The 16,765-nt window shown below is 72.4% G+C and carries 14 protein-coding genes; 6 read left to right on the top strand and 8 right to left on the bottom strand.

The genetic code is table 11. The features are described from left to right. Positions 1-333: 333 nt before the first annotated feature. A complete protein-coding gene (locus ACWD5Q_RS22000) occupies positions 334-1,923 on the top strand; it encodes a purine-cytosine permease family protein (protein ID WP_451428723.1) in 1,590 nt (529 codons plus the stop codon). A 110-nt stretch (positions 1,924-2,033) separates the two neighbouring features. After that, positions 2,034-3,203: a lactate 2-monooxygenase gene (locus ACWD5Q_RS22005; RefSeq protein ID WP_451428724.1), complete on the top strand. Its 1,170-nt coding sequence runs from the start codon at positions 2,034-2,036 to the stop codon at positions 3,201-3,203. 105 nt (positions 3,204-3,308) lie between these two features. On the opposite strand, the gene ACWD5Q_RS22010 is transcribed toward ACWD5Q_RS22005, so the two are convergent. The 3 genes from ACWD5Q_RS22010 to ACWD5Q_RS22020 form a co-directional block, all read right to left on the bottom strand. Continuing rightward, on the bottom strand, positions 3,309-4,991 hold the full coding sequence (locus ACWD5Q_RS22010) for a ricin-type beta-trefoil lectin domain protein (RefSeq protein WP_451428725.1): 1,683 nt from the start codon (positions 4,989-4,991) through the stop codon (positions 3,309-3,311). A gap of 365 nt (positions 4,992-5,356) precedes the next feature. Beyond that, positions 5,357-5,734 carry a toxin Doc gene (locus ACWD5Q_RS22015; protein WP_451428726.1) on the bottom strand — a complete coding sequence of 126 codons (378 nt, stop codon included), beginning with the start codon at positions 5,732-5,734 and terminating at the stop codon, positions 5,357-5,359. 3 nt (positions 5,735-5,737) lie between these two features. Continuing rightward, positions 5,738-5,983: a hypothetical protein gene (locus ACWD5Q_RS22020; protein ID WP_451428727.1), complete on the bottom strand. Its 246-nt coding sequence runs from the start codon at positions 5,981-5,983 to the stop codon at positions 5,738-5,740. A gap of 265 nt (positions 5,984-6,248) precedes the next feature. On the opposite strand from ACWD5Q_RS22020, the gene ACWD5Q_RS22025 reads away from it, so the two are divergent. After that, complete coding sequence (locus tag ACWD5Q_RS22025) at positions 6,249-8,633, top strand: SpoIIE family protein phosphatase (protein ID WP_451428728.1); 2,385 nt, start codon at positions 6,249-6,251, stop codon at positions 8,631-8,633. Positions 8,634-8,736: 103 nt separating this feature from the next. Here the strand turns inward: ACWD5Q_RS22025 and ACWD5Q_RS22030 are convergent, their stop codons facing one another. Both ACWD5Q_RS22030 and ACWD5Q_RS22035 read right to left on the bottom strand, forming a co-directional pair. Further along, positions 8,737-9,624 (bottom strand): alpha/beta fold hydrolase, encoded by an 888-nt coding sequence (locus ACWD5Q_RS22030; RefSeq protein WP_451428729.1) that lies wholly within the window; start codon positions 9,622-9,624, stop codon positions 8,737-8,739. Positions 9,625-9,659: 35 nt separating this feature from the next. Continuing rightward, positions 9,660-10,190 (bottom strand): flavoprotein, encoded by a 531-nt coding sequence (locus ACWD5Q_RS22035; RefSeq protein WP_451428730.1) that lies wholly within the window; start codon positions 10,188-10,190, stop codon positions 9,660-9,662. A 106-nt stretch (positions 10,191-10,296) separates the two neighbouring features. On the opposite strand from ACWD5Q_RS22035, the gene ACWD5Q_RS22040 reads away from it, so the two are divergent. Next, the gene (locus ACWD5Q_RS22040; protein ID WP_451428731.1) at positions 10,297-10,851 is read left to right on the top strand and encodes a TetR/AcrR family transcriptional regulator; all 555 of its coding nucleotides are present in this window, start codon (positions 10,297-10,299) and stop codon (positions 10,849-10,851) included. A gap of 106 nt (positions 10,852-10,957) precedes the next feature. Here ACWD5Q_RS22040 and ACWD5Q_RS22045 read toward each other — a convergent pair whose 3' ends face one another. Both ACWD5Q_RS22045 and ACWD5Q_RS22050 read right to left on the bottom strand, forming a co-directional pair. Then, a complete protein-coding gene (locus ACWD5Q_RS22045; protein ID WP_451428737.1) occupies positions 10,958-11,176 on the bottom strand; it encodes a ferredoxin in 219 nt (72 codons plus the stop codon). 25 nt (positions 11,177-11,201) lie between these two features. Continuing rightward, positions 11,202-12,410 (bottom strand): cytochrome P450, encoded by a 1,209-nt coding sequence (locus tag ACWD5Q_RS22050; protein WP_451428732.1) that lies wholly within the window; start codon positions 12,408-12,410, stop codon positions 11,202-11,204. 434 nt (positions 12,411-12,844) lie between these two features. On the opposite strand from ACWD5Q_RS22050, the gene ACWD5Q_RS22055 reads away from it, so the two are divergent. Both ACWD5Q_RS22055 and ACWD5Q_RS22060 read left to right on the top strand, forming a co-directional pair. After that, entirely contained in the window at positions 12,845-13,477 is a 633-nt protein-coding gene (locus ACWD5Q_RS22055) for a LysE family transporter (protein ID WP_451428733.1), read from the top strand. Positions 13,478-13,641: 164 nt separating this feature from the next. Next, positions 13,642-14,088, top strand: a complete 447-nt coding sequence (locus ACWD5Q_RS22060) for a nitroreductase family deazaflavin-dependent oxidoreductase (RefSeq protein WP_451428738.1) — start codon at positions 13,642-13,644, stop codon at positions 14,086-14,088. Positions 14,089-14,155: 67 nt separating this feature from the next. Here ACWD5Q_RS22060 and ACWD5Q_RS22065 read toward each other — a convergent pair whose 3' ends face one another. Then, complete coding sequence (locus tag ACWD5Q_RS22065; protein ID WP_451428734.1) at positions 14,156-16,486, bottom strand: SpoIIE family protein phosphatase; 2,331 nt, start codon at positions 16,484-16,486, stop codon at positions 14,156-14,158. Positions 16,487-16,765 lie beyond the last annotated feature (279 nt).

Consider the following 16,765-nt stretch of genomic DNA (forward strand, 5'->3'; position numbering starts at 1 on the left):
CGTCGGACCGACGGCTCTTTCATCCTCCGCTCCGATCGCCCGGACGGCGATCCGGACGCCTTCCCGTGACCGAGGCCAAGGAGCTGACGCCGACCCGTGACCGAGGCGTCGACACCTCTCCCCGGCCGAGGGGATATGGAGGAACCGTCTACCCGGTGCGCAAAAGTTGGATGAAGCGTCCTCTGGTGCGGGCCGTACGCGGGGCCGTAGCGTCTGCAGATCCCCAGCGGACGGCCTCGTCTCCCCCGCACACCCCGCGGTCGCCCGGTGCCGTCCGACCGACCCGCCGCGCCACGAACGCGCTCCGCCGTCCTTCCCCCGCTGGAGCTCCCGTTGCCCGAGAACCCCGACTCCTCCCCCGCCGCCGCACCCCCGTCCCTCACCGAGGTCGAGACCCACGGCGTGGAGCGCATCCCCGACGCGGACCGCACCGCGACCCCGCTCGATCTGTTCCGGGTCGCCTTCGGCGGCGCCAACACCTTCTCCACCTGTGTCCTCGGCGCCTTCCCGATCCTGTTCGGCCTCTCCTTCTGGCAGGGGCTCGCGGCAACGGTCCTGGGAGTGGTCGCGGGCGCGCTGATCCTGTGCCCGATGGCGGTGTTCGGCCCGGTCAACGGCACGAACAACGCGGTCTCCTCCTCCGCTCACCTCGGAGTGCACGGCCGCGTGGTCGGTTCGTTCCTCTCCCTGCTCACAGCCGTGGCGTTCTTCTCCATCTCGGTGTGGAGTTCGGGTGACGCCCTGGTCGGCGGCGCGCACCGGCTCTTCGGCCTGGAGCGCGGCAATGTGTCGTACGTCGTCGCCTACGCGCTGTTCGCGGGCCTGGTGCTCGCGGTGTGCGTCTACGGCTTCCGGTTCATGCTGTTCGTCAACAGGATCGCGGTGACCTCGGCGACCGTGCTGTTCCTGCTCGGGGCGATCGCCTTCGCCGGGGACTTCGACCCGTCGTACGCCGGCGTCTTCACCGCCTCGGCCGACCCCGGGACCAAGGCGCTGTTCTGGCCGTCGTTCATCGGCGCGGCGCTGATCGTGCTGTCGAACCCGGTGTCGTTCGGCGCGTTCCTCGGCGACTGGTCGCGCTACATCCCCGCGAACGCGCCGCGCCGCAAGGTGGTCGGTGCCGCGTTCCTCTCCCAGATCGCGACGCTCCTGCCGTTCGTCTTCGGCCTGGCGACCGCGAGCATCATCGCGAAGCAGGCGCCGAAGTACGTCGACCCGTCCGCCCCGGACTTCGTCGGCGGTCTGCTCGCCATCTCGCCGACCTGGTTCTTCCTGCCCGTGTGTCTGCTGGCGCTGATCGGCGGCATGTCGACGGGTACGACGTCGCTGTACGGAACCGGCCTGGACTTCTCGTCGGTGTTCCCGCGGCTGTCCCGGGTGCAGGCGACGCTGGTGGTCGGCGTCCTGTCGATCGCGTTCATCTTCATCGGCCGTTTCGGGCTGAACCTGGTGCAGTCGATCTCGACGTTCGCCACGATGATCATCACCTGTACCACTCCGTGGATGGTCGTGATGATGCTCGGCTTCTACACCCGGCGCGGCTGGTACGACCCGGACGCGCTGCAGGTCTTCAACCGCCGCCAGCGCGGCGGCCGTTACTGGTTCACGCACGGCTGGAACTGGCGGGGCATGACCGCCTGGTGGGTCTCCGCGGTGATCGGCGTGCTGTTCACCGACATCCCCGGCCAGTTCGTCGGCCCACTGGGCAACCTGGCGAACGGCGTCGACATCAGCCTGCCGTTGTCGCTGGCCGTCGCCGCGATCCTCTTCCTGACGTTGCTGCGGCTCTTCCCCGAGCCCCGGGCGGTGTACGGGCCCGAAGGAGCGCGGCTGGCCCGTACCGTCGACGCGCCGATCCCGCCGATCACCGGGCCGGACGCGCGCGAGGAGAGCGCTCCGTCGCTCGCGGTCGAGGGCGGCTGATGGATGAAGCAGCCGCGCGTTGTGCGCATCACGGTGGACGGACCTTGTCAGGGTCGCAAGGATCGTCGTCACACCACGCGGTCTCAGGGACGAGAGGCGGGACGCACCGGATGACGCGACACTGGGCGGACTTCCAGTACGAGATCTATCTGAACGGCATGACGGGCGCCGTACCGCGGCTGCCCACCGATCTGACCCGGCTGGAGGAGCTGACCGAGCAGCGGCTCGGGCCGGGACCGGTCGGCTATGTGGCGGGCAGCGCGGGCAACGGCAGCACCGCACGGGCGAACCGGGCCGCGCTGGAGCGCCGCCGGATCGTGCCGCGCATGCTGCGGGACCTGCGCGAGCGGGATCTGTCCGTCGAGGTGCTGGGGCGGAGGTGGCCCGCTCCGCTGGCCCTGGCGCCGGTGGGCGTGCTGTCGATCATGCATCCGGACGCGGAGTCGGCGGCGGCACGGGCCGCCACCGCGCTGGGCGTGCCGTACGTCCTGTCCTCGGCCTCCAGTACGCCGATGGAGCAGGTGGCCGAGGCATCGGGGGACGGGGAGCGCTGGTTCCAGCTGTACTGGGCCAAGGACCGCGAGGTCACCCGCAGTTTCCTGGCCCGGGCGAAGGCGGCGGGGTTCACAGCCCTGTTCGTCACGCTCGACACACCGCTGCTGGCCTGGCGGCCCCGGGACCTGGACCAGGCGTACCTGCCGTTCCTGCACGGGGTGGGCACCGCCAACTACTTCACCGACCCGGCGTTCCGGGCCGGTCTGGCGAAGCCGGTGCACGAGGACCCCGACGCCGCCGTGCTGCACTTCGTGGGCATGTTCGCGGACCCCGGCAAGACCTGGCCGGACCTGGCGTTCCTGCGGGAGAACTGGGACGGGCCCATCGTGCTGAAGGGCATCCTGCACCCGGACGACGCCCGCCGGGCCCTCGACGCGGGGATGGACGGCGTGGTGGTCTCCAACCACGGCGGCCGGCAGGTGGCGGGTTCCGTGGCGGCCGCGGACGCGCTGCCGCGGGTGGTGGAGGCGGTCGGGGACCGGCTCACGGTGCTGTTCGACAGCGGGATACGCACCGGCGACGACATCGTCAAGGCGCTCGCGCTGGGCGCGCGGGCGGTGCTCGTGGGACGGCCGTACGCCTATGGACTGGCGCTCGACGGGCAGGCGGGCGTCGAGCACGTCATCCGCTGTCTGCTGGCCGAGTTCGACCTCACGCTCGCCCTGTCCGGGCACGCACGCCCCGCGACGCTCGGTCCCGCCGACCTGATCGAGGAGACCTCATGACCGGCCTCGAGAACGTCCTCGCCGTCGTCTCGCCCCACGTCGGGGGGCGTACGGCGGGCTCCGCGCTCCCCGCCGTCCTCCCCAGCGAGGCGAACGTCACCGTGGTCACAGGGACGCCGTCCGATGCGCCGACGCGAGCACGGCCGCGCGGGAAGGCAGAGACCGTGCGGAGCCGGAGGCCCGCGGATTGCGGGCGGTCGGCCGCTCGTCCGGGCCGGCGATCGACAGCGACCGGGGTGCCGGCGCCTGGCCGTCGGTGTCCCACCGCTGGGTGTCGGAGCCGTCGCGGGTCCTGACGACGACATCGGTGTCCGGGCCGGAGCCCGCGGGCGCGACGGCGAGGTTCCCGGCCCAGCGCGGCACCAACTCCCCCCGCACGGTGAGGTCGTAGCGGACGTCGTCGGCGTGCGCCTCGCCCGCGTCGACGCACCGGGCGAGCGTGACGGCCCCGTCAGTGGCACGGGAGTCGAGGCAGAGCCCCGGGTCGGCGACACTGCGCAGCAGACCGTCGCCCTCGTACGACCACTGCTGCGTCCAGGCGGACGAGCACAACGTGAGCCGGGTGTCCGCGCCGGCCCGGACCGTGCCGCGGACGTCCAGGCAGAGGCCGGCGGCGACATTGCGCAGCCGGGTCCGCTGCGGGGCCGCGGAGTGACCGGCGGCGCCGGGCGGGGCCGCGGAGCCGGGCGCGAGCGTCGCGTTCCTGCCGCTCGCGCTGGTGGAGGCGACCGGGTCGGCGCCACCGTGGCCCGACCACATGCCGGCCACCAGGAGCGTCGCGAGCACGGCCGCCGCGGCGAAGCCGGCACCGGTGAGCAGCGCCCTGGTGTTCCGCATGCCCGCCGGTATCCGGCGGCCCCGCGCGGGGATCCGGGAGAGTAACCGGCGGCGTCCGCCGCCCGCGTGTCTGCCGCCCGGGCCCGTCCCGGCCCGGGCGGCGGCGCGGGACGGCTCGCGGCCGGGCCGGGAGTCGAGATAGCGCCGTGCTCCCCAGCCGAGGACCGCCTCGGCGAGCAGTTCGCCGAGCCCGCCCTCGAAGTGGCTCAACTGTTCCGCGGCGGAACGGCAGTAGGAGCATTCGAAAAGGTGCTGCTGTACGTCCGGCAGCAGCGCGCCGCCACGGCGCAGGGGAACGTCGAGGAGCCGGTTGTGGAAGCGGCACGCGTCGGTCGGTGCGAGTTCCCGGTGGGCCCGTACACAGCCGCCCCGGAACTGCTCGCGGGCCTGCTCCAACGCCGCCGCCGCGGCTCCGGGGTGCATGCCCAGCAAGGCAGCCGGGACGGATATGTGTTCGGCCTCCACCTCGGTGTGCCACAGCAGACACTGGTCGAGTTCGGGAAGCCCCTGGAAAGCGCGCTGGGCGAGGAGGCGATGTTCGGGGGTCAGGGACTTCGCGGTGCGCATACCCCGGCCCCCCGCGGGCTTCCTCAGCTCGCGAAGCACCCCCGATACCCGTTCGTCGGCGGCCCACTCCTTGACCGTGTCCCGCACGGCCACCAGAATCCGGGGCCGCAGCGCGCCCGCGGATCCGGAGCGCATGAGCTGGCCGAGGACCCGGTGGAAGGCGGTGGCGGTGACCATCGAGGCGACGTGCGCCGAGGAGGCGAGACAGATGACGGCGTACTCGTGCGCGGGCTGCCAGTGCCGTGCCATCAGCAACGCGACGGGCTGGGGGGTCTCGCCCACGGGCCGGCCCCTGAGCCGGGCGGCCAGGACCTCGTCGGATTCCCCGGGACCGAGGCCGGGACCAGGAGGATGGGGCGGGCGCGGAGGGTGAGGAGTGTGCACTGAGCGGGTTCCTTCCAAGGCACAGGGCGGCACACGGAGTTCGGGTCGCCGAAAGGGCCCGGCGGGTGGGGGCCGTTGCGGCGGGAGCACGGGGAACACAGCGCGGGAAAGGCCGCACGACGGCCGCCGGATGATGAGCTTTGTGAGCTCGCCGGCGGTCCGGAACGGAGAGCGGCGGTTCCGAGCGGCCTTGGCCCCTGCGCGGGAAGGTCACCTTCGCACAAGTCACTCACGGCCAACAAGGCACTTGAACAACATCGGTTCCAGGCACAACACGCGCGGCCGCACGACAACTCCGCACGTTCGCACCGGCTTTCGACACGCCCCGCCCCAAGGCACGGGCCGTCCCGGGCGCCGTGGGTGGGTCAGATCTGCCAGGACCGCAGCCGGTCCGCCGCGCCGTAGACGTCGGTCTTGCCGGAGATGAGGTCGCGCGCGAGGTCGACCAGGGCGCCGTAGGGCGGGTCGATGCCGACGCCGCTGACGAACATGTACGCGACCGCCGTGGCACAGGCGAAGCGCGCGTTCGCCGACGGCAGCGGCTTGAGCAGCGCCAGCGTGTGCAGCAGGGCGGCGGCCCGCCAGGCCGGATCGGAGTCCACACCGAGGCGGGGCGGGTCCACCCGGTGGCGGGCGACCGCGGCGACCAACGCGGAGAAGTCGTTGATGACGGGCTGGTCGGGCAGGACCTCTTCATGGCGCTGCAGCAGCCAGGGCACGTCGATGTGGAGGACGGAGGCCATCGGTCAGGCGCCCTGCCCCTCACTCTTCGTGGGCGGCTCGTCCTCGGGGAAGGCCGCCGCGAACTCGTCCGCGTGCCCGGAGAAGAACCGGCGGAATGCCTCGGCACCCTCCTGAAGGGCGCGGTGCCGCGCGATGTCGGCCGCGGCTGCCTCGCGCACCAGGGCCTTCATCGACGTGCCGCGCTCCTTGGCGATCTGTCGCAGGTCCTCTAGCTCCCGATCACTGAACTCCACGTTGAGGGCTGGCATGTCCCACACGGTACCCCCCTGGTACTCAACGGTAAATATCCGCAGGTGGGAGGAGGGTGAGAGAGGTACCGGAAGCAGGTGAAAGACCCTGCGCCCCGGCGACCTGGGCTCCGGCGGCCGTACCGGCGAGGCGGTCGGCGGGCCACCGGTCCCCCGGCCGTCGGCCTCGCCGGTGCGGAATCCGGCCACGGACTAGGCTGGTACACGAGCGATGCGCTTGTTCACCGAGAGTGCGCACACCGAGAGTGTGCGCAAGGGAGTGGCGATGAGCCCGGTCTTTCCCCCAGGCCAAGCCGCCACGGCTCGGGCAGTCGTCGACGAGAACGGCATCCTGGTGGACTGGAACGAGGACGCTCGCCGACTGCTCGGCTATGCGCCCGGGGAGGCCGAGGGCCGCTCCGCCGCGGAGCTGCTCGTCCCCGGAAGTCCGGTACCGCGGCCCGAGCCGGACGGTACCCGCTGGAGCGGCACGGTGGAGCTGCGTCACCGCGACGGCCGCGTCCTGCCGCTGTGGCTGCTCGCCCATCACCATCCGCAGGAGCACGGCGGCGCTTGGCTGGTCGTCACCCCGCTGGGCGGCTTCGGCCGCCGCCGGGCGGACGACCGGCTGCTGCGGACGGCGCTGACCTGCTCTCCCTGTGCCCTCGCCGTCTTCGACGAGCACCTGCGGCTGTACGCCTGCAACACGGCGATGGTGGAGCTGGTCGGACTTCCGCAGGAGCACATCCAGGGTCTGCGGCTCGCGGAGATCGGCGGCAGGCCCGAGAGCGAGGAACTGGAGAACGAGGCCCGCGAGGTCCTGGAAAGCGGCCGGAATCGGGATGTGCAGATCCATCGGCGCACCTACGGCGAGAGCCTGGCCCATGCCTGGCTCGCGCGGTTCGCCCCGCTGGCCGACGACCACGGACGGGTGCGCGGGGTGTGTCTCACCGCGCACGACTTCACCGAACAGTATCTGGCCCGGGAGCGGCTGCAGTTGGTCAACGAGGCCAGCGTCCGTATCGGGACCACCCTCGACGTCACCCGCACGGCACAGGAGCTGGCCGACGTGTGCGTGCCCGCGCTCGCCGACTTCGTCAGTGTCGATCTGCTGGAGCCGGCGGGTGACGGCGCCCTGCCCGGGCCTTCCTCGGTCACCGCGCCGGTCACGCTGTGCCGCGCCGCCCACCAGTCGGTCACCCCCGGCTGCCCCGAGGCACTGATCGAGCCCGGCCGGGTCGGCCGGTATTCCGCGTCCTCCCCGCAGGCGTCCTCCCTGGTGGCCGGCCGGACGGTGATCGCCGCGAACCTCGCCACGTCGCTCACCGAGTGGCTCGAATGGGACCGGGCCCGCGACAAGGCCGTCCGTGAACTCGGTGTGCACTCCACGATGTCGGTGCCCATCCAGGCCCGCGGCGGGACGTTCGGGGTGGCCGTGCTGCGCCGGTTCCAGCGGTCGGATCCCTTCACACCGGACGATGTGCTGCTCGCCGAGGAGATCACGGCGCGGGCCGCCGTCTGCATCGACAACGCCCGGCGGTTCGGCCGTGAGCGCGATACGGCACTCGCGCTCCAGCGCAGCCTGCTGCCCCGCAGTCTGCCGCGTACCGCAGCGCTGGAGGCCGCCTCCCGCTATCTGCCCGCGGCCCGCGCCGATGTGGGCGGCGACTGGTTCGATGTGATCCCGCTGTCCGGAGTGCGGATCGCCATGGTGGTCGGCGATGTGGTCGGACACGGTGTCCAGGCCTCCGCCACCATGGGGCGGCTGCGCACCGCCGTGCGAACGCTCGCCGACATCGATCTGGCGCCGGAGGAACTGCTCACCCATCTCGACGATCTCGTCATCCGCATGTCCCAGGAGGCGGGGCTCGAGGGCGCGACCGGTGAGATGGGCGCGACCTGTCTCTACGCGGTCTACGACCCGGTCTCGCGTCGGTGCGCGCTCGCGCGGGCGGGGCATCCCGCCCCGGTGATGGTGTCGCCGGGCGGGACGGCCCGGCAGATCGAGTTGCCCGGCGGGCCGCCCCTGGGACTCGGCGGGCTGCCCTTCGAGTCGATCGAGATCGACCTGCCCGAGGGCACGGTGCTCGCCCTGTACACCGACGGGCTGATCGAGAGCCGTGAGCGTGACATCGACACCAACCACCGGCTGCTGTGCTCGGCTCTCGCCGGATCTCCGGCCGGCTTGGGCTCGCTGGACGAGGTCTGCGACCGGATCCTGCACACCCTGCTTCCCGCAGGCGGTGTCCCGGACGATGTGGCCCTGCTGCTCGCCCGCACGCGGGGGCTGCCCGCCTCGCAGGTCGAGACCTGGGAGATCCCCGCCGATCCGGCGCTGGTCGCGACGGTCCGCAAGCAGGTCGTGGGGTTGCTGGAGGTGTGGCGGCTGAGCGATGCCGCGTTCACCGCCGAGCTGGTGGTCAGCGAGCTGGTCACCAACGCCGTCCGCTACGGCGAGCATCCGATCCGGCTGCGGCTGATCCATGACGCCGCGACGCTGATCTGCGAGGTTTCCGACGGCAGCCTCACCGCCCCGCATCTGCGCCGGGCCCGGACCTACGACGAGGGCGGTCGCGGTCTGCTGCTGGTGGCCCAGCTCGCCCAGCGCTGGGGCAGCCGCCACACCACCGAGGGCAAGGTGATCTGGGCCGAGTTGAGCCTGGTGCAGTGAGGCCGCGGCCGGCCCCGGTCGGCATGCGCCGGACGGCCCCCGGCACGGGTGGGGGCCCGTGTGGCACGGAGTTCGCCGCCGGTCCACGCTGACCCCACACCTCTCAGGAGGCGAAGGCGAGGATCGCCTCGGCGACCGCCCTGGGATTCTCCAGCAGCATGGCGTGCGTGGCGTCGATCTGGGCGACCGTCACGTTCGGCCGCTCCTCGGCGAGCGCGGCGAGGTCCCGGGCGAGCCCCTTGGCGTAGGCGGTCAACATGTGGTCGAACCAGCCCAGGCCGGGAACGGAGGGCACCTGCAGCCGGGCGCGGCCGAGCAGCAACGGCGCGGTCATCCCGCGGAAGAGGGCGAAGAGGTCGAGAGAGTCGATGACCGCGCACATCTGCAGCGCCTCCTTCCGTCCGGGCCGCAGTTCCAGGGTCCCGTCGTCCCGCTCCCGCACCGAGCGCAGCACGCCGGCCTCGAGCAGCTCATAGGGGATGCCCAGTTGTCCGGAGATCGCGCGCTGCTCGGCGAGCAGATCCCCGAGTCCGTCCGCGGGCAGTTCCCTTCCCTGACCGGCGCCGCTCAACTCCCTGAGCTGTGCGAGGTGTTGTGCGACGTGATCCGGGTCGAGGCCCACATACTGGTCCGGGCGTCCCCAGCCGAATCCGTCGAGGTTCACCGCGCCCGGGGTGACGTCCGGGTGCTCCAGCGCGTAGCGCACGGCGAGCATGCCGCCGAGGGAGTGTCCGACGGGAAGGGCGTCCGGGATCCCATGGGCCGCCAGGACCTCCTCGATGTCTCCCAGCACCTGGGCCAGGTGCCACGGGCCGGAGGGCGAGTGGCCGTGGCCGCGCAGATCCATGGCCAGCACCCGGTGGTGCGGCACCAGCAGGGGTGCGACGGCGGCCCAGTCGGCGAGTGTGCGCCCGGCTCCGTGCAGGAGCAGCAGGGGCGGTCCCTCACCTCCGTGGTCGTGCACGGCGAGCGCGATGCGGTCTCCGGTCATGCAACGACAGTAGAGCGCCGGGGCGGCCTCCGCCGTCAGCGCGAGGGGAGCAGGTCCAGGGCCCGCTCCCACCGGAACTCGGGACGCCCGCCGTCCTCGTCCGCCCCTCCGGCATACGGGTCCCCGAAGCGGACCCCCATGCCGCCCAGCCGTGCGAGGCTGGCGCGGTAGGCGGGATGGGCGGCCAGGGCCTTGCTCACACCGGGGAGGACGGCGATCGGCACGCCGAGCCCGTACGCCTCGCACAGGGTGCCCAGGGCGAGGGTGTCGGATATGCCGGCGGCCCACTTGTTGACGGTGTTGAAGGTGGCCGGGGCCACGACGACGGCGTCGGGGGCCGGAAACGGCCGCGGGTCGCCCGGGGCACGCCAGGCGGACCGGATCGGGCGGCCCGTCCGCGCCTCGACGTCGGCGGTGTCGAAGAAGCGGAGGGCGAGCGGGGTGGCGATGACGCCCACCTCCCAGCCGGCCTCCTGGGCGGCCGCGACCAGCTTGCCGACGTCCTGGGCGATACCCGCGGCACAGACGATGGCGTACAGGAAAGGCTTCGAGACGTCTCGGTTCACGCCTGCACTCTAAGCGGCGCACCCGGCACGGCGTGGCCCGTCGCGGCACTGCTACCGTAGAGAACGCTGGTTCTCTCGGTCGAGGGGCCTGGGAAGGAGCTCGTGCATGGACAGCGAAGTCGCCCGCGACCGGGCGCTGGACGCGGCGGAGGCGCTGTTCTACGGCCGTGGCATACAGAGCGTCGGAATGGACGACATCCGCGGCGCCTCAGGTGTGTCGCTCAAGCGGCTGTACCAGCTCTTCCCCGCCAAGGAACAGCTGGTCGAGGCCTATCTGGAGCGGCGCGACGTGCGCTGGCGGCAGCGGCTGACAGAGTACGTGGACCGGCACGCGGACCCCGTGGAGCGCGTCCTGGCCGTGTTCGCGTGGCTGCGGGAGTGGTTCGGCGAGCCCGGGTTCCGCGGGTGCGCCTGGATCAACTCGTACGGCGAACTGGGCGCCACGTCACCCCGGGTGCTGGCCCAGACCCGCGCCCACAAGCAGGCGTTCAAGGCGTATCTGGCCGGTCTGGTGTCCGACGCCGGGCTGCCGGCCCCGCTCGGCGACCAGCTGTTCCTGCTGGCCGAGGGCGCCATGGTGACCGCGGGCATGGAAGCCTCCGCGGAGCCCGCCGACCAGGCGGGCCGGGCCGCGGAACTGCTGCTGGCGGCCCACCGGTAGAGCGCGGCCGGCAGACCGGCCGCACGGCGCGTGGGACCGGGGGCGGCCGTCGAGGACGGCCCCAGGGGGTGCCCTCGACGCCCTCGGCGCGGGAGCCGGCGTGGTGTCAGCCCGCCCGCGAAGCCTCGACTCCTCTCTCGCTGATGGTGATGGCGCTCACCGGACAGGCGCGCGCCGCCTCCCGCACCAGCGGGTCGCCGCCACCGTCCTCCTTGCCGGGCAGGACCTCGCTGTAGCCGTCGTCGTCCTGGGTGAAGACGCCCGGTGCGGTCAGGGCACACTGGCCCGCGCCGATGCAGACGTCCCTGTCGATGGAGATGGAGATGTCATCGCTCATGGTCGCCAGCCTCTTACCAGGTCACGGGGAGTTCCAGCATCCCCTGGATCGTGTCGCCCGGTTTGAAGGGGATCTCCTCCGGCGGGGCGGCGAGTCGCAGCCCGGGGAACCGTTCGAACAGGGTGCGCAGGGCGAGCTCCAGCTCGGCCCGCGCAAGGTTCTGGCCGAGGCACTGGTGGATACCGAACCCGAAGGCGACATGGTGGCGGTCGGTGCGGTGCCAGTCCAGCAGGTCGGGCTCGGGGAAGGCGGCGGTGTCCCGGTTGATGACGGAGGTGGAGAACAGGACGCCCTCGTCGGCGCGGATGGTCTTCCCGGCGATCTCGATGTCCTCGGTGGCCACCCGCACCAGCCCGTCCGCGATGGACAGGAAGCGCAGCAGTTCCTCGACCGCGGCGGACACAAGGCCCGGGTCGGCACGCAGCTCGGCGAGCTGCTCGGGGTGCCGGAGCAGGGTGAACGTGCCGAGGGAGATCATGTTCGCGGTCGTCTCGTGCCCGGCGACCAGCAGCAGTGTGGCCAGGGAGACCAGTTCGGCCCGGTCCAGCGTGCCCTCGCGCAGCTGCTCCTGGATCAGCTCGTCGAGCAGTCCGTCGCCCGGCTGCTCGCGCTTCGCGTCGATCAGCTCGCCGAGGTAGGCGTCCAAGTGGTCGCGGGCGTCCTGGGTGTCGGCCGGGGTGGGGCCGCGCAGCAGCCTGCGGGACTGCTCCTCGAAGAACTCGTGGTCGACGTAGGGGACGCCGAGCAGCCGGCAGATCACCATCGACGGCAAGGGCAGCGCGAAGGTGCTCACCAGCTCGGCCGGCGGGCCGGCGGCCTCCAGGGCGTCCAGCAGTTGGTCGACCGTCTCCTGAATGCGCGGGCGCAGGGAGTTGACCCGCTTGAGGGTGAAGCTCGGAACCAGCATGCGGCGCTGCGTGCGGTGCTGGGGGTCGTCCACGCCGAGCAGGGTCACCTTGCGGTTCTGGGCGGCGGCGAAGCGTGCGTTGGTCGCCGGGAAGGCTTCCCGGTTGCGGTCGGAGGACAGGCGTGGGTCCGCGAGGAGTTCCCGGGCCGCGGAGTGGCCGGTGACCACCCAGACATCGCGTCCGTCGTAGAGGGTGACGCGGGTGAGGGGCCGGTCGGTGCGCAGCGGGTCGTAGGCGGCGGGCGGGTGGTAGGGACAGGTGCGGTCCTGCGGGAAGGCGACGGGTTCTGACTGGGTCACAGCGGGTTTCGTCATGTAGGACCTCGCAATGTACGACCTCGATGTATGACCTCGCACGCGAAGCTTCGCGCTTGCCGATCACCACCAATTAGATGCCCGAGGCATCTACATGGCCACCCGAAGTTCGGCCAGATCCGCCGGATGCAGTATGTGGCCGAAGCCTGTCGTCGGGCCGACGGCCGACGGCGGCGGGTCGTCGTCCGGCCCAGGGCTGTCGTCCGGCCGGAGGCTGTCGTCGGCGGGCGGCCCGCGCCACCGCACCCGGCGGGAACGCGTCACGTGCCGCCCGCAACGACCATCGTAATTCGCTTGCCCGCGCATCCGCCGCTCCTGAAGGATCGGCCCATGCCCACCGTCGATATCGCGCTGCCGCCGTCCTCCGCCACCGCGCGTTCCGGCCAGGGCCGACAGCGGTCCGGCCGTCACCGGAGGCTCTCGCCGCCCCGGTCGTGACCGAGGCGCTGGTGGCGGGACTGGTCGCGGGGTACGGCATCGCCGTACCCGTCGGAGCGGTCTCGGCCTATCTGCTCTCCCTCACCGCCCGTACGTCCCTGCGCACCGGTGTGTGCGCCGCCCTCGGCGTCGCCACCGCCGACGGGATCTACGCCTCGGCGGCGACCGTCGGCGGCACCGCCCTCGCCGCCGCCCTCCAGCCGGTACTGGCCCCCCTGCGGTGGCTATCCGCGCTGGTGCTGGCCGCCCTCGCCGTGCGCGGCGCGGTCGGCGCCCTGCGCCAGTACCGCTCGGAGGGGCGGGCAGCCCCGGCTCGTGCGGCACCGTCGGGCCCCGGACGGGCATATCTGGGGCTGCTCGGCATCACCCTGCTGAATCCGGCCACGGTGATCTACTTCGCCGCGCTGGTGCTCGGGGGCCGCGCCTCGGACCCGGTGCGGCCGCTGGAGCAGGGGCTCTTCGTCCTCGCGGCGTTCGCCGCGTCCGCGAGCTGGCAGCTGATGTTGGCCGGGGGCGGTGCGCTGGCCGGCCGGGCGCTGGCCGGGCGGCGCGGGCGCCTCGTGACGGCGCTCGTCTCCAGCGCGGTGATCGCGGCGCTGGCGGTGCGGGTGCTGACCGGACCCGCATGAGGCGGAGGGCGTCGTGGTCCCGGCTCCGCGCCGGGAGCGCGGACGGGATGAAAACCGGATACGGCTGGTGTTGAATCATGGAGCGCGTGCTCGCACGGCAGGGCCGGGCGGGCCTGGCGCGACGCAGGAGACAGCAGTCGTACGCGACGATGGGACGGATGCACATGGCTCTTGAGGGCGAGTACGAACCCAGCCCGACGCAGTGGGTGCGCGAACAGGTGGAACTGTACGAGCGTTCCGGCGGCACCGAGGGAAACACGCTCCTGGACACGGGGATGCCGGTGGTCATCCTCACGTCCCTGGGCGCCAAGAGCGGCAAGATCCGCAAGACTCCGCTGATGCGCGTCGAGCACGACGGCCAGTATGCCGTGGTGGCCTCGCTGGGCGGCGCGCCCAAGCACCCCGTCTGGTACTACAACGTGACGGAGCATCCCACGGTGGAGCTCCAGGACGGGCCGACGCGCCAGGAGATGACGGCCCGTGAGGTCACGGGCGAGGAGAAGACACAGTGGTGGGATCGGGCGGTCGCCGCGTACCCGCCGTACGCCGACTACCAGAAGAAGACCGACCGGCAGATTCCGGTCTTCGTGCTGGAGCCCATCGGCAGCTGAGTGCGCCGCACCGGCGGGCCGCACGGCGCTCGTGCCGTGCGGCCCGTCCGCGTCCCACAGCCGCTGATCATTCGGGAAGCGGCTGTTCGGCCCAGATCGTCTTGCCCTCGTCGGTCTGCCGACTGCCCCAGCGCTCGGTGAGCTGGGCGACCAGCAACAGGCCTCGGCCGCCCTCGTCGAAGAGGTGCGCCCGGCGCAGATGCGGCGAGGTGGAACTGCCGTCGGAGACCTCGCAGATCAGCGAGCGGTCGCGGATCAGCCGCAGTTGGATGGGCGGCCCGCCGTACCGGATCGCGTTGGTCACCAGCTCGCTGACCACCAGCTCCGTGACGAAAGCGGTCTCGTCCAGGCCCCATTCGGCCAGCCGCTCGACGGCGTGCTGCCGGGCGGTGGCCACGTACGCCGGGTCTGCCGGGACGTCCCAGGTGGCCACCCGGTCGGCGCCGAGGGCCCGGGTGCGGGCCAGCAGCAGCGCCACGTCGTCGCCGGGCTCCTCGGGGAGCACCGCCCTGAGCACCGTGTCGCACAGGGCGTCGAGGGAGTCCTGCCGCGCCTCCAGCGCACGGCACAGTGCGGTGACGCCCCAGTCCAGATCACGCCCGCGGCCCCTGATCAGCCCGTTGGTGTAGAGGGCGATCAGCGAGCCCTCCGGCAGCTGAAGCTCCATGGCCTCGAAGGGAAGGCCGCCGACGCCCAAGGGCGGCCCGGCCGACACGGTGACGAGCCGGGCTCTGCCGTCGGGCCACAGGACGGCCGGGGCGGGGTGTCCCGCGGCGGCCAGGTCCAGACGGCGCGAGACGGGGTCGTAGACGGCGTACAGGCAGGTGGCGCCGAGTTCGGCAACCTCTTCACCGGCCCCCTCCGACGCGAGGTGGGAGACCAGGTCGTCGAGGTGGGTGAGGAGCTCGTCGGGCGCCAGGTCGACGTCGGCGAGCGTGCGGACGGCCGTGCGGAGCCGGCCCATGGTCGCCGAGGAGCGGATGCCGTGCCCGACCACGTCGCCGACAACCAGGGCGACCCGGCTGCCGGACAACTGGATCACATCGAACCAGTCCCCGCCGAAACCGGCCGTCGACCCGGACGGGACATAGCGGTGGGCCACCTCGAGGGCGACCGGCCCGGGCAGGCTGCGCGGCAGCAGGCTGTGCTGGAGAGCCAGCGCGGTCGACCGCTCGCGGGCGAAGCGGCGGGCGTTGTCGATGCAGACGGCCGCCCGGCTCGCGAGTTCCTCGGCGAGGACGGTGTCGTCGGCGGCGTACGGGTCCGGGTTGCCGATGCGTATGAACACCGCGACGCCCAGGGTCGTGTCGCGGGCCATGAGCGGCACCGCCACCACGGAGTGCGCGCCTTCGCGGGCCGCGGGATCGCCGACACCCCGGGCGTTGCGCTCCTGAAGCCAGCGGTCGAAGTCGGGTTCACCCGCCCTGCGGAGCACGGCCCGGCACTCCCGCAGGGCGCGTGCGGGGGGCCAGTGCGGCAAGTACGTGTCGTTCTCGCCGAGCCTGACCGCGGCCTCGGGCGTCCCCTCGGTGACGGACCGGTGGGCGATCCGGCGCATGACGGGGTTGGCACCTTCCGTGGGCCGTTCGTCCTGGCCGAGGGCCCAGCCGAGCAGATCCACGCTGGCGAAGTCGGCGAACCGCGGGACGACCACCTCCAGCAGCTCTTCGGCGGTGCGCGGCACATCCAGCGTGGTGCCGATGACGGCCGCGGCCTCGTTCAGCAGCATCAGGCGCCGACGGGCCCAGTACTGCTCGCTGTCGTCGACGGAGGCGAGGGCGACGGCGGTCACGTCACCGGAGTCGCTGCGCACCGGCCACATGTCGACGGTCCAGGCATGCTCCCGGCGCTCCGACGACACACGGGCGTGGTTCTCGTAGTGCACGGGGCGCCCGGTCTCGGCGACCTGGCGCAGTGAGCGGTGGAAGCTCCGGCCGGACTCGTCGTCACACAGGGTGTCGGCGAATTTCCGGCCCACCAGCGTGTTCCCCTCGACCTCCAGGATCTCTGCGGCTCTGTCGTTGGCGCGCAGATAGCGCAGCTGTGTGTCGTACACGGACATCGCGACCGGTGCCTGCTGGAAGGCCCGCGCCACCAGCAGCGACTCCCCCGCTTCGGGCATGGTGGTCACCACGAATCCCTGCGTCTCGCCGTCCGCGCCCAGCACGGGGGACGCGCTGACGCGCAGGGACAGGGAGCGGCTGTCCCGGTGCCGCAGAACAATGGTGCCGGTCAGCGCGGTCAGCGCGGGAGGGGACACGTCCTCGGCGAGCAGCTCCTGCGCCGCGCGTCCCACGACCTCCTGGGCCGCGTATCCGGTCAGCCGCCGGGCACCCTCGCTCCACCCCGTCACCGTGCCCCGGGCATCGATGATCGCCGCAGCGGCGACTTCCTCCATATGGTCCAGAATGATCCCTCCGAGGGGTTGCCTCAACCCGGCCCGGGCGTCCTTGACGGAGGCCATACGGTCCGGGTCCGGGCGCCGGCACCTGGTCGGCGACACGATCACCGGGGCTGGCATCCGGCCGGACCGGATCTGGGCGGCCGGCTCTCGCCGCACGGCCGGGAGCACCTGGGCAGGCGCCCTAGTAGGGCTTTGTTAGGTCCTGTGGTGGGGTTCGGGAGTGGGGGCGGGTTGGCCGCATATCGAGCAGGCGCCGGTCCAGGTGGCCAGGAT

Source organism: Streptomyces sp. NPDC002513 (assembly GCF_053595355.1).